Annotated in this window: 19 protein-coding genes and 1 riboswitch; of the genes, 7 read left to right on the top strand and 12 right to left on the bottom strand. The window is 63.2% G+C overall.

What is annotated here, in order from left to right; genetic code table 11:
- Positions 1-390: 390 nt before the first annotated feature.
- Both NOCYR_RS04965 and NOCYR_RS04960 read right to left on the bottom strand, forming a co-directional pair.
- Positions 391-1,035, bottom strand: coding sequence for a TetR/AcrR family transcriptional regulator (locus NOCYR_RS04965; protein ID WP_014349260.1), 645 nt, complete (start codon positions 1,033-1,035; stop codon positions 391-393).
- 251 nt (positions 1,036-1,286) lie between these two features.
- Entirely contained in the window at positions 1,287-2,504 is a 1,218-nt protein-coding gene (locus NOCYR_RS04960) for an NADP-dependent isocitrate dehydrogenase (protein WP_014349259.1), read from the bottom strand.
- Between the two features lie 291 nt (positions 2,505-2,795).
- Positions 2,796-2,906, top strand: a riboswitch (SAM riboswitch).
- Between the two features lie 87 nt (positions 2,907-2,993).
- Between NOCYR_RS04960 and NOCYR_RS04955 the strand changes: the two genes are divergently transcribed.
- Together NOCYR_RS04955 and metX are read left to right on the top strand one after the other, a co-directional pair.
- Positions 2,994-4,319 carry a bifunctional o-acetylhomoserine/o-acetylserine sulfhydrylase gene (locus NOCYR_RS04955; protein WP_014349258.1) on the top strand — a complete coding sequence of 442 codons (1,326 nt, stop codon included), beginning with the start codon at positions 2,994-2,996 and terminating at the stop codon, positions 4,317-4,319.
- Positions 4,316-5,464 (top strand): homoserine O-acetyltransferase MetX, encoded by a 1,149-nt coding sequence (gene metX / locus NOCYR_RS04950; protein ID WP_014349257.1) that lies wholly within the window; start codon positions 4,316-4,318, stop codon positions 5,462-5,464. The genes NOCYR_RS04955 and metX overlap by 4 nt, the downstream gene beginning before the upstream one ends.
- A gap of 14 nt (positions 5,465-5,478) precedes the next feature.
- Here the strand turns inward: metX and NOCYR_RS04945 are convergent, their stop codons facing one another.
- Both NOCYR_RS04945 and NOCYR_RS04940 read right to left on the bottom strand, forming a co-directional pair.
- Positions 5,479-5,724 carry a DUF3017 domain-containing protein gene (locus NOCYR_RS04945; RefSeq protein ID WP_231856089.1) on the bottom strand — a complete coding sequence of 82 codons (246 nt, stop codon included), beginning with the start codon at positions 5,722-5,724 and terminating at the stop codon, positions 5,479-5,481.
- Positions 5,725-5,884: 160 nt separating this feature from the next.
- Complete coding sequence (locus NOCYR_RS04940; protein ID WP_014349255.1) at positions 5,885-6,286, bottom strand: RidA family protein; 402 nt, start codon at positions 6,284-6,286, stop codon at positions 5,885-5,887.
- A gap of 759 nt (positions 6,287-7,045) precedes the next feature.
- Here NOCYR_RS04940 and NOCYR_RS04935 point away from each other — a divergent pair.
- On the top strand, positions 7,046-7,471 hold the full coding sequence (locus tag NOCYR_RS04935; protein ID WP_048832868.1) for a hypothetical protein: 426 nt from the start codon (positions 7,046-7,048) through the stop codon (positions 7,469-7,471).
- Positions 7,472-8,724: 1,253 nt separating this feature from the next.
- Here the strand turns inward: NOCYR_RS04935 and NOCYR_RS04930 are convergent.
- The 4 genes from NOCYR_RS04930 to NOCYR_RS04925 form a co-directional block, all read right to left on the bottom strand.
- Positions 8,725-9,561 (bottom strand): hypothetical protein, encoded by an 837-nt coding sequence (locus NOCYR_RS04930; protein ID WP_014349252.1) that lies wholly within the window; start codon positions 9,559-9,561, stop codon positions 8,725-8,727.
- A 74-nt stretch (positions 9,562-9,635) separates the two neighbouring features.
- Positions 9,636-9,980 carry a hypothetical protein gene (locus NOCYR_RS29070; protein WP_014349251.1) on the bottom strand — a complete coding sequence of 115 codons (345 nt, stop codon included), beginning with the start codon at positions 9,978-9,980 and terminating at the stop codon, positions 9,636-9,638.
- 935 nt (positions 9,981-10,915) lie between these two features.
- Positions 10,916-11,752, bottom strand: a complete 837-nt coding sequence (locus NOCYR_RS30975; RefSeq protein ID WP_081505312.1) for a helix-turn-helix domain-containing protein — start codon at positions 11,750-11,752, stop codon at positions 10,916-10,918.
- Positions 11,753-12,835: 1,083 nt separating this feature from the next.
- On the bottom strand, positions 12,836-13,078 hold the full coding sequence (locus NOCYR_RS04925) for a hypothetical protein (RefSeq protein WP_048832866.1): 243 nt from the start codon (positions 13,076-13,078) through the stop codon (positions 12,836-12,838).
- Between the two features lie 275 nt (positions 13,079-13,353).
- Between NOCYR_RS04925 and NOCYR_RS28165 the strand changes: the two genes are divergently transcribed.
- Genes NOCYR_RS28165 through NOCYR_RS04915 form a run of 3 tightly spaced genes read left to right on the top strand, consistent with a single transcriptional unit; the run spans position 13,354 to position 15,024 of the window.
- On the top strand, positions 13,354-13,713 hold the full coding sequence (locus tag NOCYR_RS28165) for a hypothetical protein (RefSeq protein ID WP_014349249.1): 360 nt from the start codon (positions 13,354-13,356) through the stop codon (positions 13,711-13,713).
- Entirely contained in the window at positions 13,664-14,185 is a 522-nt protein-coding gene (locus NOCYR_RS04920) for a DUF6879 family protein (protein WP_014349248.1), read from the top strand. Before NOCYR_RS28165 ends, NOCYR_RS04920 begins: the two co-directional genes overlap by 50 nt.
- Positions 14,182-15,024 carry a helix-turn-helix domain-containing protein gene (locus tag NOCYR_RS04915; protein WP_014349247.1) on the top strand — a complete coding sequence of 281 codons (843 nt, stop codon included), beginning with the start codon at positions 14,182-14,184 and terminating at the stop codon, positions 15,022-15,024. Before NOCYR_RS04920 ends, NOCYR_RS04915 begins: the two co-directional genes overlap by 4 nt.
- 233 nt (positions 15,025-15,257) lie before the next feature.
- Here the strand turns inward: NOCYR_RS04915 and NOCYR_RS04910 are convergent, their stop codons facing one another.
- On the bottom strand, positions 15,258-15,665 hold the full coding sequence (locus NOCYR_RS04910) for a hypothetical protein (protein ID WP_014349246.1): 408 nt from the start codon (positions 15,663-15,665) through the stop codon (positions 15,258-15,260).
- Between the two features lie 15 nt (positions 15,666-15,680).
- Entirely contained in the window at positions 15,681-17,372 is a 1,692-nt protein-coding gene (locus NOCYR_RS04905; protein ID WP_014349245.1) for a recombinase family protein, read from the bottom strand.
- A 23-nt stretch (positions 17,373-17,395) separates the two neighbouring features.
- Here NOCYR_RS04905 and NOCYR_RS04900 point away from each other — a divergent pair, with 23 nt between their 5' ends.
- Complete coding sequence (locus NOCYR_RS04900) at positions 17,396-17,860, top strand: tRNA (cytidine(34)-2'-O)-methyltransferase (RefSeq protein WP_048832865.1); 465 nt, start codon at positions 17,396-17,398, stop codon at positions 17,858-17,860.
- 6 nt (positions 17,861-17,866) lie between these two features.
- Here the strand turns inward: NOCYR_RS04900 and NOCYR_RS04895 are convergent, their stop codons facing one another.
- Both NOCYR_RS04895 and NOCYR_RS04890 read right to left on the bottom strand, forming a co-directional pair.
- On the bottom strand, positions 17,867-18,094 hold the full coding sequence (locus tag NOCYR_RS04895; RefSeq protein ID WP_048832861.1) for a DUF167 domain-containing protein: 228 nt from the start codon (positions 18,092-18,094) through the stop codon (positions 17,867-17,869).
- Positions 18,054-19,049 carry a DUF4349 domain-containing protein gene (locus NOCYR_RS04890; RefSeq protein WP_081505554.1) on the bottom strand — a complete coding sequence of 332 codons (996 nt, stop codon included), beginning with the start codon at positions 19,047-19,049 and terminating at the stop codon, positions 18,054-18,056. The genes NOCYR_RS04895 and NOCYR_RS04890 overlap by 41 nt, the downstream gene beginning before the upstream one ends.
- Between the last annotated feature and the right edge of the window lie 27 nt (positions 19,050-19,076).

The following is a 19,076-nucleotide window of genomic DNA, read 5'->3' as shown; positions in this document are numbered from 1 at the left end:
GTTCTCGTAAGCCGCTCACAGGTAACCGCGCCAGCCGCGCGGTTCAGCCACAAACAAACATACAAGCGTGTATGTAAGGCCGCAAGGGATGCGCGCAGATCTATCCAGGGAAGGCAGATCGCCACCGGTAGAGCGCAGGGTGCGAACATTCCCATCAACTTGCCGCACGATGGCCGGCCGCGCTCACCGGGCCGTTGACATGCCGGTGCGGAGGAATGCGCGGGACGCAGCTCGCGGCGGCGGCACTCGAGTTCAACTCCGAAGACAGGCCACCGAGGACACGGCAGGCGGGACCCAGCCGGAACTCATCGGCCGGCGGCGGACGCGAGCACTGCGGCGACTCGGTTACCCCGCTGAACCGGGCGCCGAGCCGATCGGCTGCACGAGGCGCTACTCCGGGGAAACCGCCGGTGTGAGGGCCGCCGCCGCGATCGTGCGCAGATGTGCGCAGGCGCGACCCCAGCGCCGGCGCGCCCGGTCGGGATCGGGGTCGATGAAGTTCGAGATCAGGATGCCGCGCAGGGCGTCCATCGCGGTATAGACGAAATCGCGGGCGTCCTTGCGCCGCACCTCATCCGGGACGAATCGCGCCACCGCGAGCAGGACCGCGTTGTTGACGAACGGCTCTACCTTCTCCATCGCAGCCGCCAGCACCGGATCGGTGCGCCCGGCCACCCACAGCTCGACGGTGGCGATGAACAGCGGACCCTGGTGCAGCTCCCAGAGGAATTCCAGGGCGGCGTCGACCGGATCGTCGACGTTCTCCACCCGGCCCATATCGCGCATGGCGGTCTCGGCCCGGCGCTGCGCGAGGTGACTGATGGCCGCCACCACCAGGTCGTTCTTGGACCCGAAGTGGTGCACCTGCGCACCACGGGTGACGCCGGCGCGTTCGGCGACCCGCGGCGTCGTCGTCCCCGCGTAGCCGTACTCGACCAGGCAGTCGATGGTGGCGTCGAGCAGCCGCACCCGCATCTCACTACTGCGCTGCTCCTGAGTGCGGCGCGCGGGCTTGGAGAGTGCGGTTCTGGCCATTCGGCAGATTCTACCTTTACATGCAGGTCGGTATGTTCAAGAGGCGGCCACGAGATGCGGTTCGCGCCGCCGCCGTGCTCAGCCCCGGAACACACTCATCGAGAATCCGGATGCGCTGCTGCCGGATACACGTCGGGCACCCCGCATGATGTGCGGGGTGCCCGTTTGTCCAGCATGACCCTTGTCCGCCGGCCGCGGCGCCTCGGTGGGGCGGCACACGGCCGGCAGTGGTCGTGGCCGAGCGGATCGGCTCAGCGGAGGGCGCGCGCCAGGTTGGCGTCCAGCGCCGCCAGGAATTCCTCGGTGGTCAGGTAGCCCTGGTCACCGCCGACGAGCAGCGCGAGGTCCTTGGTCATCTGACCACCCTCGACGGTCTTGATGACCACGTCTTCGAGGGTCTGCGCGAAACCGATCACCTCGGGGGTGTTGTCCAGCTTGCCGCGGTGCTCGAGGCCGCGGGTCCAGGCGAAAATCGACGCGATCGGGTTGGTCGAGGTCGGCTTGCCCTGCTGGTGCTGGCGGTAGTGCCGGGTGACGGTGCCGTGCGCGGCCTCGGCCTCACAGGTCTGGCCGTCCGGGGTCAGCAGCACCGAGGTCATCAGGCCCAGCGAACCGAAGCCCTGCGCCACCGTGTCGGACTGCACGTCGCCGTCGTAGTTCTTGCAGGCCCAGACGTAGCCACCCTCCCACTTCATCGAGGAGGCCACCATGTCGTCGATGAGGCGGTGCTCGTAGGTCAGGCCCGCCGCGTCGAACTGGCTCTTGAACTCGGCGTCGAAGATCTCCTGGAAGGTGTCCTTGAACATGCCGTCGTAGGCCTTCAGGATGGTGTTCTTCGTCGACATGTAGACCGGGTAGTTCTGCTGCAGCCCGTAGTTGAACGACGCGCGCGCGAAATCCTCGATCGACTTCTTGAAGTTGTACATACCCATGACGACGCCGCCGTCCTCGGGCATCTTCACGACCTCGTGCACGATCGGCTCGCTGCCGTCGTCGGGGGTGAAGGTCAGGGTGACGGTGCCGCCCTGGAACACCTTGAAGTCGGTGGCGCGGTACTGGTCACCGAAGGCGTGACGGCCGATGATGATCGGCTTGGTCCAGCCGGGCACCAGGCGCGGAACGTTGGAGATGATGATCGGCGCGCGGAAGATCGTGCCGCCGAGAATGTTGCGGATGGTGCCGTTGGGCGACCGCCACATCTTCTTGAGACCGAATTCCTCGACCCGGGCCTCGTCGGGGGTGATGGTGGCACACTTCACGCCGACGCCGTGCTTCTTGATGGCGTTGGCGGCGTCGACCGTGACCTGGTCGTCGGTCTTGTCGCGGTACTCGATGCCGAGGTCGTAATACTCGAGGTTCACATCGAGGTACGGGTGGATCAGCTTGTCCTTGATGAACTGCCAGATGATCCGGGTCATCTCGTCGCCGTCGAGTTCTACGACGGTGCCTTCAACCTTGATCTTGGACATGGATCTTCGTGTCCTCCTAGGATGGTGCCCTCATTGCACGGCCAGGCGAACACGCTTGTGAGCGGACCCCAGCTGTTCAACAGACAACGTATACGCCTCGTGTTGTCCGCGAGACGTCTGGTGCAAACAAGACAAGCGTACTGCTGGTGGCTATCTCACCGCGCGGGTAGGGCAGGGTGTGAGGCGGATTACGGTCCGCCACCGATTCCGCCGCAGGTCACCCCCTTCCGATCCCGGACATGGGAAGGCGGGGTTCGGGTCGCGCGGGCCCGCCGGTTACGATGTCGGTCAGGTCATGAGAGCCAGTGCAAAGCCCCGGCTAGCTGGACGGCAACCCTCCTGCAGCGGTGGGGTGCTCCGGGTGAGGACCGGGCTTCCGAGAGCCGGAAGCAAGCGCGCACGTAGGAGGTCACCGAGATGTGTTGTTGTCGTTTGTCGCTTGCGCACAGATAACCCCGTAATCCCGGCGAACACCTTCTGGAGCCTTCCTTGACCGACACCACCACGCCCGATCCCACCGCTTCCTGGTCGTTCGAGACCAAGCAGATCCACGCGGGTCAGGTCCCCGACGCCGGCACCGGTGCCCGTGCACTGCCGATCTATCAGACGACCTCTTACGCGTTCCGCGATACCGATCATGCGGCGGCGTTGTTCGGGTTGGCCGAGCCCGGCAATATCTACACCCGGATCATGAACCCCACCCAGGACGCGGTGGAGCAGCGCATCGCCGCCCTCGAGGGCGGTGTCGCGGCGCTGCTGGTGGCGTCGGGGCAGGCCGCGGAGACCTTCGCGATTCTCAACCTGGCCGGTGCGGGCGATCACATCGTGTCCAGCCCGCACCTGTACGGCGGCACCTACAACCTGTTCCGCTACAGCCTGCCCAAGCTCGGCATCGAGGTGTCGTTCGTGGACGACCCCGACGATCTGGAGCAGTGGAAGGCCGCCGTGCGGCCCAACACCAAGGCCTTCTTCGGCGAGACCATCGCCAACCCGAGCAGCGTGGTCTTCGACATCCCCGGCATCGCCGCGGTCGCGCACGCGGCCGGGGTGCCGTTGATCGTGGACAACACCGTCGCCACCCCCTACCTCATCCAGCCCCTCGCGCACGGTGCCGACATCGTGGTGCACTCGGCCACCAAATACCTCGGCGGCCACGGCGCCGCGGTCGCCGGGGTGATCGTCGACGGCGGCACCTTCGACTGGACCACCACCGACACCAACGGTCAGTCCCGCTTCCCCGGGTTCACCACCCCGGATCCCAGCTATCACGGCGCGGTCTTCGCCGACCTCGGCGCCCCCGCCTACGCGTTGAAAGCCCGCGTCCAACTCCTGCGCGACCTCGGCTCGGCCATCTCACCGTTCAACGCCTTCCTCATCGCCCAAGGCATCGAAACCCTGAGCCTGCGCATCGAACGCCACGTCACCAACGCGGTCGCTGTCGCCCAGTTCCTCACCGAACAGCCGCAGGTGGAATCGGTCGCCTACGCCGGACTACCCTCCTCACCCTGGTACGAACGCGGCCGCCAACTCGCCCCCAAAGGCGTCGGGGCGATCGTGTCGTTCGAACTGGCCGGAGGGGTCGACGCCGGCAAGAAATTCGTCGACGCGCTGACCCTGCACTCCCACGTCGCCAACATCGGCGACGTGCGGTCGCTGGTCATCCACCCCGCCTCCACCACCCACTCCCAACTCACCCCCGAACAACAACTCGCCGCAGGCGTCACCCCCGGACTCGTCCGCCTCGCCGTCGGCATCGAAGGAATCGACGACATCCTCACCGACCTGCGGGCCGGACTGACGGCGGCGGCGACGTGACCGTGAGCGCCGACCACAGCAGCCCCCGCCTGACGGCGGCCGAGTTGCCGCCGCCGGACGGGCGCCTCGGCATCATCGCCGTCGGGGATATCGCGCTGGAGAACGGCGCGACCGTCCCCGACGTGCACCTGGCCGTGCAGCGCTGGGGTGAGTTGTCGCCCGGCCTGGACAACGTGGTGCTGGTGGAGCACGCCCTCACCGGCGATTCCCACGTGGTCGGCGGGCCCGACGAGATCCACCCGCAGCCCGGCTGGTGGGAGGGCATGGTCGGGCCCGGCGCGCCGCTGGACACCGACGAGTGGTGCATCGTGGCGACGAACGTGCTCGGCGGCTGTAAGGGCAGCACCGGGCCGTCCTCGCCGGCGCCGGACGGCAAGCCGTGGGGTTCACGGTTCCCGGAGATCTCCATCCGTGACCAGGTGACCGCCGAGGCCGCGCTGTTGGACCGGCTCGGCGTCGAGCGGCTGGCCGCCGTGGTCGGCGGGTCGATGGGCGGCATGCGGGTGCTGGAGTGGATGATCGGCGCGCCCGAGCGGGTCGCGTCGGCGCTGGTGCTCGCGGTGGGCGCCCGCGCGACCGCCGATCAGATCGGCACCCAGACCACTCAGATCGCGGCCATCCAGGCCGACCCGGACTGGCAGGGCGGCGACTATCACGACACCGGTCGCGCGCCGACCACCGGGATGGGCATCGCCCGGCGCATCGCGCATCTGAGCTACCGCACCGAGGCCGAGCTGGACCACCGGTTCGAGAACCGGCCGCAGGGCGATGAGGATCCGTGGCGCGGCGGCCGGTACGCGGTGCAGAGCTACCTGGAGTACCAGGCCGAAAAGCTGTGCAAGCGTTTCGATCCGGCGACCTATGTGCTGCTCAGCGAGGCCATGAACCGGCACGATGTCGGGCGCGGACGCGGCGGTATCGCCGCGGCGCTGGCCAGTACGCCGGTGCCGTGCGTGGTCGGTGGGGTCGATTCCGATCGGCTGTACCCGCTCCACACCCAGCAGGAGCTGGCCGACGGGCTGCCCGGCTGTCAGGGGCTCGAGGTCGTGCACTCCCGCGATGGGCACGACGGGTTCCTCACCGAGGCCGCGGCGGTGTCGAAGCTGCTGATCCAGACCATGAACCTGGCCCGCAACGCGCGCTGAGCTCGCCGCGGAGTCTAGCTGACGCCGAGGGTGTTGATGGTGGCCGCGATCAACACGATCGAGCTGCCGAGCAGCGTCAGCGCGCCGACGTCGAACGGCTTGCTACGCACCGCCAGCAACCCGACCCGCGCCGTGGGCAGGCACAGCCGGAAGGCCGCGGCCAGCAGCGTCGCACCGCCGAAGAACAGCGCACCGCGGCGCCAGCGTTCCGAGGCCACGAACACGATCGCCACCACGATGACCAGCGCCACGATCACCATCGGCAGATGACAGCGGAAGAACTGCGTCGCCCAACTGTCGCCGGGCCGTCGTTCGGCGGTCGGTGTGTCGGCATCGGTCACGCGTCGATTGTTGCAGACCTGCCGCTTGCGGCGAGCGCTGGACATCGCAAGGGCTTTCGACCACCCCGTCGGCCGCTTCCTAGGCGACGACCGCGACCCCCTCGACCTCGATCAGGTGCTCGGGAGTGAACAACGCCGCGACCCCGACCAGCGTCACCGCGGTCTCCGGGAAGGCGTAGTGCTCGCGCGCCGCCGCCCCACCGGCCCCGAGCGCCTCGAACTTCGACGGATCCCAATCGACCACATAGAACCGCACGCTCACCAGGTCGGCCGCCGACCCGCCCGCCGCCTCGAGCGCCTTGCCGAGATTGATCAACGCCTGCGCCGTCTGCGCCGCCAGCCCCTCGGCGACCACACCCGACTCATCGACGCCGACCTGCCCGGACAGATGGATGATCGTGCTGCCCTTGGCCGCCGTGGCGTGCGCGAAGCCTGGTGCGGGCGGCTGCGCCCCCGCCGGATTGTGCGATGTGCTGACCATGCGGCGCACTGTATCCGGCCCCACCGACAAGCTCTCGCCGTCGCACCACCCGGGTGATCGGGTCTCGACGGGCCCACCCAGAATGGTTGGCGTGTTCCGACTGATGTTCCATGAGTCTAACATCATGCTCCGCACAACAGATAGATAAAGGTCCTCCAACTCCTACGCTGGGAGAGCGGGAAGCGAAGGGCAGCGCAGGGGTACCCCGGTACCGCAAGGCACGGGAACGCCCTTAACGCCGAGGAGCCACGCCGGTCGGTTGGTCGCTTCGGTTGCTTGGTACGCACGGGCACACGGGGATTACTCGGTGCCCCGGGACTGGGATACTGCACAGAGCCCGGCCGGAGAGCGCAGAGCACAGGGAACCTGGATGCCGCCCACCGATCCGCCCGGCAACCACGCCGGGATACTCCGAGTCCGCCTTAACGTACGGCTCTGTGTCATCGGATAAGTGCTGTAGCCCCTCTGACGGGCGACGGCACCGGGGGTAAGCCGGTCTACCCGTAATGGTCGCTACGGGCACACAGCGCCAAGGTAGGGAGAGAGTGGCTGAATAGCCGAATACGTGAAGCGGGCACTAAACTCCCGCTCACGGCGTCGGACTGCTTACCTCAGTTCCTCGCCCAGGCCCCGGAAGGTGTTGGCGCACCGGCCGGGGCTGACTTGTGTAGGCGAACGTACCAGAACCCAGGCCGAATCTCGAGTGAGGCGAAATCCGTTGTCGTCGAACCTGTCGTACCCCGCCGATATCGTCGCGGCGTGACTCTTACTCAGCCGTGGGCAACCCTCATCGCTGGCCTTCTCGCCCTTACGGCAGCGGCCGTTGCGTATCGGGGCGTGCTGCTGAACATTCGCGAGCAGCGACGAGGGGAGCATCGGAAAGCGGCGCTGGAAGTACTCGCGTCCGCGCTTGCAGCCCTGAACGACTTCGAGAACGCGTATTTGAAGAGGTGGGTCTCCCCATCGCCAGAGGCGGCAGATGTGGCGCAGCTTGAGGATGCGGCGTTCGAACACCTTGACAACATCGCAGCCATGCTGGAGCTCTATGGCATGAACGAGGCCGCCGAGGCGGTCTCAGCAGTCACCAATGACACTTCCGGAGGGCCGGAGTATAGCTCCGACCCGCTCGCGTTCTCTACGGCGCGAGAGGCTCTCGTCAGTGCGCGCAAGAACCTCTTCGCCTGAGGGCTAGTTCACCTGGTGCCTGGGCACTCGTGGTTCACGGGATCCAGCCCAACCGCCCTCCCTGCGGGCATCGGTCCGCCCGCGCAACATCTAGCTAGCATCTACCACGGGTTTCGGGATACCCACCACTTCGACATGGACGGCGGGACGCCGCCCGTAATCGGCATATCTACCGGGGAAATAATCAACCCGCGCGGATTCAGTACAAATTCTTGTTTATCGTCATAGAAACCCAACACATCGTGCCTGGTAATCATTGGCGTGGAGTAAACTTGACCCTCACCGGTACGCATGGCATGAGTCCGCGCATATTTTTCAGCGACCCTGAACTCACTAGTCCAAGACATACCTCGCTTGAATTCCGGGTTACAACCACGGTAAAGATCACCTTCGCCTGGTGGGGTTTCGATACGCACGAACGAACGAGCCTTCCGATACATCTCGGACCACTCGGCAGGCCCCAGATCCGTAGTCGGGAACGGTCCATGCCAAGAAATCTCGATCGCCTCAGCCAGCGATTCGTTATCCTGTGAATCCGCCGTCTTTGAACACTGCGTACAGGTCCCGTGGAGGGATATCCCCCTCACCCCGCACCAGCCCTGATGGGAAATCAGCCACGCGGATACCCGCTTGCGTCGAATCGATCAGTGGGTGCGCCCCACCAGTTCCGGGATAACGGCAAACCTTGCCGGCCACCCCACCGTTCCGGGCCTTCACCCGGCTCGTGGTTGTGCATAGGCACCCGCACTACTCGGTTGCCCCGGCGAGCGTTACAGCCCCGATGGGCGGCACGGAGTTCGCCGAGCCGGTGACCCCCCAGGCTCACCGGGGCGACGTGATCAGCGGTGAAACTCCGGGCGTCGGTGTACGGAAGGTCCAGGTCGATATCCTCTCCGCAGATCCAACACGCATTGTTCTGTTGCCGAAGCCGGGCAGCGGCCCGGCGGTAGTCCCGCCGGTCCAAGTCCCTGCGCCTGCGGCGAATATCTCCGGACGATCTGACAGCCATGAACGGCCTCTCCAATCAAGGTAACGATTCGATAACTAGCGAATTTGGCCCGGTCCAGGGCCGAAAGAAGGCCACGCACGCCAAGGTTCTGACCAGGGCTTTTGCTCTACGGTCGATATATACGGGACGGGGGTATTTTTGACGGTATGCCAAGAGAGCGTCAGGCACCCCGCCGAGGGGTACCCCACCCACCCCAGAGGCCGGAGGAGGGCAGAAACCTCCGGCCCGAATCACGCCTGGATGGTCACCACTTGACGATCTGAATCTCAGCGTCTTCGGAATCGACCCAGGTCTGTCGCCATCCGCCATTGACGCGCTCGGTCTTATTCACCTCGGTAGGCCGCGCATACGCCTTGTACTCACGCACCGAGCTGATCGGCTTGACCTCGATACCCGCCTTGAGCAAGGCAGACCACTTACCACCACGCCCCTTGGAATCCCATGCCTCCCACAGCGCTCGACGTTCGGCACCCGTACCTGTAGTTGGGCACACCAAACCCACACACTGATCGAGCGTCGTCAGCACACGCCCCTCGAGGGCGGCAGCGGCACGGAAAGCGTTGAACCCGGCCTCAATCTCAGCGACCAGGTCGCCAGCCTTCATCCACGCTGTTTGAATCTCCATCGGCTTACCGACCAGCGTGGACGGGTCGGCATCAGGATCGATCTGCTCGGCCAGTGCACGGAACTGCTGGAGATTGAGACCGAGGTGAGCACCGACCGCCTTGAAGTTCTCTGCGCTGGTCTTGTTGTACTCCTGCACCAGAGCGGCAGTGACCTGCTGCTTAACCTGCTGGTCGATTAGGCTCTCAGCAGTACCAGCGACCTGCCATGTGTGCGTACCCTGCTGGCTGCCCACGGCAGTGGCGATAGCCAAGGTGTGCAGGTCATTCAACCGGGATTCCGGCTCGCCATTGATGACCGCCTGAGTCAGGTCATGGACGTAGCTGACCTGGCGATATTTGTAAGCGTCGTAGTTGGCATCGATCTGAAGCCACTTCTTCGACAGGGAACCGCCGTTGGCTGCCACGAGTCGGGCACGGCTGGTGTGATCCTGGTAAGCGTCGTGAAATTCGTACACGGTTGATTCTTTCTCTAGATACAACAAAGGGCCGCCATTGTTGGCAGCCCCGAATTAATGGATATTCGGAGGTTCTAACCCTCCAAGTATTTAAAACTGGAGTTCAGGGATCCTGAATCACCGGCAGGGCGCATGGTCAAGGCGTCCCCGACACCCTGCTGGGCCTCCATCTCTCGCTCACGCTCGATCTTTGCGGCAAGGTTCAGGAGATTTTCCACAGCAGGATCAACTACCACGCGATCCTTGGAATGCGTGTGGTTCTTCGTCTCGCATCCAGCATCGGACAACTCATCGAGCAGCGCTTGCCTGAGGTTTTTACGAGATACCCGCGTAGTCTCCTCGACCTTGCGGACCTCACGCGAATCGGAATTGAGTAGGCTTTCCAAGCTCTCTTTGAGAGAGCGAGCGCGGTTATTCATCGGGGTTCACACTTCCTAGTAACTGTCACGTGACGGCTCACGCGACATATCTTTGATGTCCTGGGCTTGATCCAAGCCTTCGAGTAAAGGCGCTAGCGCCGACTGGATGTCATCCGCGCGCCGTCTTGTAGCTTCGGATACCACGCCTTCATCACCTAAGGCGTCGCCTTTCCTGCGTCGTCTCGCTACAAGCTGTAGAGCCTCACCGAAGTCATCTCGGTTCCGGTTACCAGACCAATAGACGATTGTCATAACCCTTCTTTTTCGATGAATTCCAGCGACTTCACGAGCAATGTCCGAAACTCTGGGATGCTCAGGTACATCCGAATCACCTTCCCGGATGTCGAGTATTTGATAAGTTCGATACGGTCGGGATACTCAAGGTCCCGCCGGACCGTCACCTCACCGTTCGGTTTGTGTTGCATCGCGCTTGATCTTCCATTCTTCGAACTTCGAATACTTCTCTTCAGCAAGGTCCAGGAACTCCCGGAACTGCTCAGGACTCACCGAAATCCGGATCTTTCGGCACCGGTCGTAAATACTGAACGTCGGTCTACGCCCGTTGCCGACAGCGAGAAAAACTGTCAACTCTTGACCCCTCACCGCGCCGCCTTTCTCGGATCAACGTGTAGACCAGGCCCGGCCGGCGGATCCGGCCTAGTCCATCTGCGACGGAATAGCCCGAATGCTTCTTCGGGGTCGTCAAGCGGAGTACCGCCCCGCTCACGGACAGCGGTGATATACCGCTGATGAGGCTCGCTATAAAACCAGAACTCGAATCGTTCGCGTTCCTCATCAGTAGCTGTCGGCTTCCGTCGATACTTCTCGAAATACGTCATTCGCCCTCCGGGCATGAAAAAAGGCCCCCAGCGTTAAAGCTACGGGCCTAACGGCTCTGTTTGGTCTAGTTACCCACCCCTAGTTATTCCAAGGGCTTAGAATGGCACGATGTTCGAGAATCCTCCGTGAACGTCGCAATCGGAATCACGGCACGAGGAACTGAAGCACTTGGATCGATGCCGCGATGGAGAGCGGTAGCCCTCACGCGTCGAATAATCGTCGGTGACTCTCGATGAGTCGGCATCATGTGTAGAGCATTCGTGGTCATCCACGAACGGATCCTTCTTGCACGACGCATACGGGGAGGCTCCGCATGGCCGAGCCGACGAGCCTGATGTATTACCCATAGTCGGGACCTCCAACGGGGATGGTTCGGACGGCTCGCCGGACGAGCCTATCGGACTTCCAGTTTCACGGGTCACTACGGGGAAGGGTCCGACCCCCGAAGGGGTTAGGTTGGAGACTTCTTCTCTTGTACCCCTCGCGTGGTATCCATCGGAGGGGTCATTAGACCCCCTCTTGTTCTTAGGATCTGTTATTTGGATCTGATTAGGATCTGATGGGCGGACATGTGTGTCCGGTATTTCGACCTCAAATGTCCGGTATTCATACCCTAGATGTCCGGTATTCTTACCGTCGATGTCCGGTGTTCTGAGTTGGAACTCCGATGCCATGCCGGATCGGCCGCTACCCTTACGGACCTCGGTGAGCCATCCTTTACGGATCAGCTCCGGGATTATGCGACGGATCTGCCGGTCGCTCTTCCCGGTATCCTCCGACAGTCGGGATTGCCCCGCGTAGGACCTCCGACCGGACCCGTCCGAGTAGTTGAAGATCGTGACGAGAACTCGGTACTCGCCATCGGTGAGGTCTGCGCCGGCGAGGTTCTTCAACCAAGCGAGCTTGGAAAACTTAGGGGTCTTTTCGGTCATTTTCAGTGCCTCCAAGCACAGTATGGATATCGGACACCAGCGCGGAGAGTTCCGCGCGGTTGAATATCAGCGTCTTCGAATTAGTCGTTGTACCGATCCGATACAGGATCTTCCCGTCGCGGGAACTAAGAACTTGGATCTTGTGACTCACGCAAGGTTCTCCAGACATAAGAATGAGCCCGTAGCGGATCGCTAGGACTCGGGGGTTACTTCGGTATGCGGTTATAGGTTCTCGTTCGTCTACCTGGCGTCCAGGGCCTCGACGGCCAACCAGGGTTGACGCGAATCAAATCATCCGATCTGATCGAAATCAGCGGGGTCCGGTTCCCGGCGGTCCCTCAACGCTGTAATGATTCGCAGCGCTGCACGCGCTTGTTTCTGCTTACGGGCGGTGTCCGCCCGGCGGCACATCCGGCAATACCCTTGCGTATCACGGTCACTTGCCGTCCGTATCCGGTGTCCGTTCGGGCACCACCTATCCTGGTTCATCTCACCTCCTGATGACATCATGGTTCGAGTGCATAAAAAAGCCCGGCCGTCGAGATGACGCCGGGCGTGTGGAGGACTCTAGCGTTCGGTCGCTTCTCTCCCTCACTCTATATATACGTTCTATTTCTCTAGCTTCTCCCTAGATTGTGACGTACTTCACGATAGGGCAGCCGGTTCGGCCGCTAGGCCCTCACTATGTAGGTAGGTTCCATCTTCGAGGCTTCGACACCTGATGTGGGCGAGGTAACTGAATTAGGAGTCTTCGATTCCCACCAACTACATACGGGGACAGTTTTACCCCTCACTAAATAGATAGGGGCGATTCTTCAATCGACACGCTCACGTATGCCGGAATGTTACCATTTTTGTGATCAGAGTAACTAGAGAAGCGGTAAGAGTCTACGACTCTGGGGAGCACCTCAAGCCCTACAGGGTCCTTCTAGTTCATCGTCCTCTGCGAGGACTCTAGCGTTCGGTCGGTCGCTGTCGCTCCCTCCCTCACTATATAAGTAGGGGTGATTTTTCAAGAACCTGACTAGATTGTGATGTACTTCACTAGAGGGCCTAGGCCCGGTCACGAACCGACGATGAGGGCTAGTGCGTATTCCGGGCCAGCCAAGCGGCATGTTCGGCCGGGGTGAATGCCCGAGCGTCGCTACAGCTTCGGGCTGCTGCAAGCTCTTCGGCGTTGTCGACTACCCGACCAGCAGTCAAGTCCAGGTGAATCTGTTCCGGCGCGAATCCCGTCATCTGCGCCAGTAGCCGCCGCGCGGTCGGCTCGATGTCGCGCTTGTCCGTGACGTACGTCTGCGTGCCGATGCACGGAACCACGACCATCCAACCCGCACCACAGCAATGCGACCGAACCAAGTAATGCGGCATAACTCGCCCTCTCTCGGTGGCTCTGTTGGCAAGCGCACCGTGCCGGGGACCTCTCACACCCGGCACGGCGGCCTGAGAACCGACGTTAGGGAGCCCGGAACCTCTGCTGCTACTAACTTGACGGAACTTGACAGAACTTCGCTGTACGGGGCATACAGCCGGTTTGAATGCGGCACCATTGACCACGGGGGTGTCACACACGGTCACACTCCTAGACGGGAGCAAGGATCATGCGCTTAAAGTTCCTCGGCAAAGGTGGATCAGGTGGCGGCCATTGCCCGACGTTGTACGCCACCGACCAGGACACGTACCTGGTCCAAGGCTGGGAGACCGGCGAAACCGGCACAATCGAGATACCTCACCTGCTGCTCGGGTTCGCTGAGCCCGATACGTTCATCGGGGCAGAGTTGACCGACACCGGGCGAGGTACGTTCACGGTCTCGGGCCGGCCGATCACCGAGCCGGATGTACTGGGGCAACTCGACCTAGCCGACGACGAAACGGCTATCGAGGTGCCGAAGCGAGCAAGGGAGTTCTACGGTGCGGCTGCTGCAAGGCGAAGCGTTTCTGGATCTGTTCCGGCAAGCTGAGCGCTCGGCGTTCCATCTCGAGACCAAGGACGCGTACGACGTAGCCGAAGAAGACCCGCAACTCGAGCGGTTCTTGGACGGTCACGACGATGACGACTACGAATGGTTCCGGCCGTGGCTGGACCTTATGCGGGACGCCACCAGCAAGGGCATAGCAGTCTCACGGGTCCGTGTCGTCACGGTGCCTTTGACCGACTATCACCGTTGGCTGTTGTCGATCACACCGGAGAACCAGCACGCCGGGGAGGACATTCGGTATCTGGCTCGGCACCGGGCCGGTGATGTCCCCTCGGATGACTGGTGGCTGTTCGATGACTCGGTGGTCGCCTACAACCTCGTTGACGGCTCCGGCCGGGCCATCGGTGTCGGTGTAACCGACGACCCGCACACGGTTGACCGCTGCCGCAGCGTCCGACAGCGACTTTGGGAGATTGCTACGCCTTACGCCGAGTTCGCTCACTCCACGCTGTGACCAACTCGGTTCACGAACAGCGTCAAGCGCTCGGACAGCGCTTACGCGAGATCAGGAAGGATGCCGGACTCACAGGTCGCCAGCTCGCCGCATTGGCGGGCTGGCACGAGTCCTTGGTGTCCAAGATCGAGACCGGGAACCGAACCCCGACCGAGGCGCAACTACACGCGTACTGCACTCACACCGGCACCGAAAGCCAGCTACCCGACCTCGTTGCAACGGTCCGAAATATCGAATCGGCGTACCTCGAATTCAAGCGGCTGCTACACGCTGGCACCAAGCGCCGACAGCAACAGTCGGTGACGTTGGCCGAGCAGACCAAGGTTATGCGGATCTATGAACCGGTGCTGATTCCGGGGATGCTGCAAACAGCGGATTACGCCGCAGCCGTGCTACGCCGGGTGACCGAGTTCTACCGGGTACCCAACGACGTAGACCAAGGCGTCTCGAAACGGCTTGAACAGCAAAAAGTCCTGTACCACGGTGATCACCGGTTCCATATCCTGATCACCGAACAGTCGTTGGCTACGACCGTGGGGAACGATGGGGTCATGGCCGGCCAGTTGGACCGGCTCCTAGCCGTTATCGGCCTGCCCCGGATGCTGTTCGGGATAGTCCCCGCCGGTGCTGAATGGCTCACCCCCGCAACCAACTTCGTCATGTTCGATGACCGCATGGTGATGGTGGAGGCCATCACGGCAGAGCTGACGATCACCCAGCCCCGAGAGATTGCGTTGTACGCCCGAGCGTTCGAGACGCTGGCCCGGCAGGCTGTCACCGGTGAGGATGCCCGAAGGCTGATCCGGGCAGAGATAGACCGTAGGTCACACAAACCTTAGAGCAGCCCGCTATAGCTCTCGCCACACTGTGAGAACTCGGGGGTATCCGGTAGCGCTGGTGTATCGGTGTTCCAGCTCTTTCATAGCCGGGCCGCCGAAGTGGTTATATGCGGCGGCTATATGAGCTGATCCACACCCTTTCCGGTCCTCGGTGAGGATCGACAAAGCGCCGTCCGGCTCCAGGTCGATCAATGCCGGGAACGCATCACCGGCGAATGAGGTCAAGGTGATAGTCATTGCGCCGCCGGGTACCTGGGGACAACGCTCGGATGCGGTGACGGAATGTAACCCCCGTTCGGGTGCTCCAGAATCATCCCGTCTTCGACCAGGACAGCGAAGTACTCGTCGAAGCTCATTCCGCACCTGAGAGCGGCCATGTACATGCTCATGCTGCCGGTGTGCTCGGCCGGCGCTCCGGGCCGGGTCTGGGTGTAGATCGAGTAGGCAGCTTCACCGAAGAACATGGAATCGTCTTCGTGCACGTCGCTGGCCGCAAGGACCAGGCCGTGACGCTGGATGTAATCGGCCACCGGCCGGTACACATCGTGTCGGTCCTTGACCACCGGGGACCTGTAGACCTCGATCCGATCCGGTCCGCCGACCGCGTACAGCCGATTGGATACCGCAAGCTCCAGTTCCATTGGATTGCCCTTCTCTTAAGCACCGTCACGCGACGGTGTTGCTTCGGTCCTGACGATGTCGGCGGCTGATCGGCGCTCGAACACGGGGATAAACGAGCCGCTGATCTTCTTCCATAGCTGCTCGTCGTCTTTCGGGTGACCAAGGTTCGCCATCAGCTCAGCGGGGAAGTCCACGCGGTACTCGAAGGTGCCGGAGTTGTCCCCAGACCGCTTACCGTCGATGCCGGTGAGACTCACTGCCACTGTGATCCCTGAGCGCCGGAGAAGTTCTCGCCTACCTGCCAGGTCCGACGACTCCCACACGTCTCGGTAGACGCCGCCGGTCGGCTTGTACTCCCATCGAGATTCACGCGCTGGCGTGGCCTCCAGCTCGGAAATCTTCGCGTCCAAGGCACTGATTTGTTTCTGGATCCGGTCCCGCACGGTCGACGACGTGGCACCGCTGAGGGCTCGAACCAGATCGTCTACGGCCGCGATAGCCTCTCGTAGTTCTGTCTCCCTCGAATCGCCAGGCACCCAGACCCGTTCCAGGATTTCGACATCCCCGATCTCGTCTACGACCAGTTCCCCCACCAGATCCTCTAGAAAGTCGGCCCGGATATCGCTGATGTCCTTGTTCTCGCAGCGGTAGTACCGATACTCGATCCCTCTGGCAACCTTCCGGGTGTGGTGGAGCGTGTAGCCGCACCCGAGGCAGACCGCTACGCCAGCGAGTGGACTCAGCTTGACCCGGCGTTTCGCTCGGTTGGTGTCGCGCCGACGATCCAATGTCGATTGGATCAACTCCCACTCATCCAGCGTTACCAGCGGCTCGGCTAGCTGGATCGGCATACCGTCATCGTCACGGACTAGTTCGCCCTTGTGGTGGACGTACCCGCGTATCGCGTCGCTTCGGAGCATGTTGCGAATAGGGGTCTGAGTCCACGGGTTCTCAGTTCGGACTTTGCGACGGCGAACCTTGCCCGGCTCCTGCTTCGGGTTCACATCCAGATCCGCTGGCAGTTCCGACCGAAGCAACGTCGAGTAGCCAGCGCTCCGCGCCCGGTAGTACTGGGAAGGAGTCAGGTACCCCTCACGGTTCAGTTCGGCCGCAATCTGGGTCGATGGCTTCCCGGCTATGGTGTCGTCGACTATTCGGCGGATCAGCTTCGAGGCCACAGGGTCGACCTCTAACGCCCACCCCTCACCCTGTGGGTTCTTCACGGCGATGTACCCGAACGGCGGTTTGCCACCTCCCCAGCGAGCCGAGTTCCTGAGCTTGTGACGGGATCCGCGCTGGCGCTCCCGGATCGCCTCTAGTTCCCCCTCGGCCAGACCGGCGATGACGTTCGCCAGCATCCGGCCGGCCCAGGTGCTCAGGTCGATGGACTCGGAGCAAGAAACCAGGGTCTTGTCGTGCTCCATCACCCAGCCGAATAGCCTGCTGAGCTGGATAGCGTTCCTGCCGAGCCGGTCCAGCTTCCATGCTGCGAGGACATCCCACTCATGCGGCCGGTCGTTCAGCCACGGCCCGAGCTGAGGTGTCTCGAACGGGTCGATAGAGCCGGATACGTCTACGTCCTCGGCCCAACCAACGACCGTATGCCCGTGAGCGTCGGCCCACTGCTGGATAGTCTCGCGCTGGCGGTCAATCGAGGTTGATTCCTCGGTGGACCGGGACAGGCGTAGCCTGCCAAGTACGCGAAGCTTCTCGCTGGTAGAGGACATAATCGAGAGGATACCTAGCTGTTGTGCTAAAGCTGATGTTCCATGAGCCGTGCATCCCGCCCAATACCGGGAATGCGATTCGGCTGGCGGCGGGGACGGGGTGTGAGCTGCATTTGATCGAGCCGCTGGGGTTCGATCTGTCGGAGCCGAAGTTGCGGCGGGCGGGGTTGGATTACCACGATCTCGCCTCAGTGACGGTGCACGCGGATCTGGCGGCGGCGTGGGAAGCGATCCGGCCGGAACGGGTGTACGCGTTCACCACGCAGGCGACGACGCGATTCACCGATGTGCGGTATCAGGCCGGTGATGTGTTGCTGTTCGGGACCGAGCCGACGGGGTTGCCCGCCGAGGTGCTCGCCGATCCGTATATCACCGACCTGGTGCGGATCCCGATGCTGCCGGGGCGACGGTCGATGAACCTGTCGAATTCGGCTGCGGTCGCGGTCTATGAGGCGTGGCGCCAGCACGGGTTTCCCGACGCGGTGTGAGCGCGCTCAGGCGTCGATCTCGAAACGCTTGAAGCGCGAGGTCGCGCCCGCGGTGAGGCGGACGGCGCTCTTGGGCACGCCGTAATGGGCGGCGAGCAGCTCGATCGCGGCCTTGTTGGCCTTGCCCTCGACGGCGGGCGCGCGGACATACAGCCGCATGGTGCCGTCGTCGAGGATTTCGACCAGTGGGCCCTTACGGCTGTTCGGTGTGATCGTCGCCCGCACCGTCGGCACGCGATTCTCCTGTTGCGGCAGTGGGTTTGGCGGACTCGCCGGCTGCGGACGGCACGGGCTCACGCGCGGGCGCCGCGGGGGTGGCGGCCTTCGCGCGGCGGGGCCTGCGCATCAGCCGCACGATCGCCCACACCACCGCGCCGATCACCACGACGAAGCCGGCCCACGGCAGCGCCTTGCCGAGGAAGACCACCGCATCCTTCAACCAGTCGACCAGCGAGTTCCAGCCGGAGACGATGCCGTCCCAGAAGTTGGTCGGGCCTTCCTCGGGTTCGGTACGGGTACTGGAGATCTCGATGGTCAGCGTGGACAGCGCGATCTGATCGTCGAGCAGGCGCTTCTGTCCGGTGAGGCTGTCGAGTTCGGCCTGCCGGCTCGACAGCGCCTGTTCGGCGGCGAGCAGGTCGGCGGTATTGGTGGCCTCGGACATCAGCACGCGCAGCCGGTCGACCGAGGCTTGCAGCGCCTTGATCCGGGCGTCGAGATCCTGCCACTGCATGGTGACGTCATCGCGGTTGGTGCTCACCTCGGTGACCTCGCCGATATCGCCGAGCCCGGCGATGAAGTCCTCGGTGTGCTCGGCCGGAATCCGGACGGTGAGCCGGGCGCTGGGGACGTTGTCGTCGGTGCCGGGACGTTCGGTGCGACTGTCGACCCGGCCCTGCAAGGCGGTGACCTGGTCGGTGACCTTGCCCGCGGCATCGATGGGATCGGCGGAGACGATCTCGATCTGGCCGGTGATCACTTCCTTGCGGTCGGCGTTCACCTCGCCGCCGGTGTCCTGTTCCCGGCTCGGCGCCTGTTCGCGGAAGCCGGGTGTCGCGGCAGGGCCGGGCATATCGGCGACGGTGGGCGCGCGGCCGCTGGTGGCCGACTCGTCGTCGTCATCGCCGCAGCCGCCGACGAGCAGGGCCAGGCCGAGCAGGGCGATCAGCAACACCGCAAGCTTGCGCATGGTCGCAGCGTAGCGGCTCGTACCGGC

The sequence above is a fragment of the Nocardia cyriacigeorgica GUH-2 genome, assembly GCF_000284035.1.
GTDB classification, from domain to species: domain Bacteria; phylum Actinomycetota; class Actinomycetes; order Mycobacteriales; family Mycobacteriaceae; genus Nocardia; species Nocardia cyriacigeorgica_B.
The sequence above is the reverse complement of the archived record's forward strand: the minus strand, read 5'-3'. Positions and strand labels throughout refer to the sequence as shown.

Bases quoted from the DNA above. Each gene is read 5' to 3' on its own strand.
- NOCYR_RS04945 (WP_231856089.1), bottom strand. From the start codon at position 5,724: ATGGTGATCGTGGCGCTGGTCATCGTGGTGGCGATCGTGTTCGTGGCC.
- NOCYR_RS04890 (WP_081505554.1), bottom strand. From the start codon at position 19,049: ATGCGCAAGCTTGCGGTGTTGCTGATCGCCCTGCTCGGCCTGGCCCTG.
- NOCYR_RS30975 (WP_081505312.1), bottom strand. From the start codon at position 11,752: ATGACCGAAAAGACCCCTAAGTTTTCCAAGCTCGCTTGGTTGAAGAAC.
- NOCYR_RS04940 (WP_014349255.1), bottom strand. From the start codon at position 6,286: ATGGTCAGCACATCGCACAATCCGGCGGGGGCGCAGCCGCCCGCACCA.
- NOCYR_RS04910 (WP_014349246.1), bottom strand. From the start codon at position 15,665: ATGGAACTGGAGCTTGCGGTATCCAATCGGCTGTACGCGGTCGGCGGA.
- NOCYR_RS04960 (WP_014349259.1), bottom strand. From the start codon at position 2,504: ATGTCCAAGATCAAGGTTGAAGGCACCGTCGTAGAACTCGACGGCGAC.
- NOCYR_RS04965 (WP_014349260.1), bottom strand. From the start codon at position 1,035: ATGGCCAGAACCGCACTCTCCAAGCCCGCGCGCCGCACTCAGGAGCAG.
- NOCYR_RS28165 (WP_014349249.1), top strand. From the start codon at position 13,354: ATGCGCTTAAAGTTCCTCGGCAAAGGTGGATCAGGTGGCGGCCATTGC.
- NOCYR_RS04905 (WP_014349245.1), bottom strand. From the start codon at position 17,372: ATGTCCTCTACCAGCGAGAAGCTTCGCGTACTTGGCAGGCTACGCCTG.
- NOCYR_RS04925 (WP_048832866.1), bottom strand. From the start codon at position 13,078: ATGGTCGTGGTTCCGTGCATCGGCACGCAGACGTACGTCACGGACAAG.
- NOCYR_RS29070 (WP_014349251.1), bottom strand. From the start codon at position 9,980: ATGAATAACCGCGCTCGCTCTCTCAAAGAGAGCTTGGAAAGCCTACTC.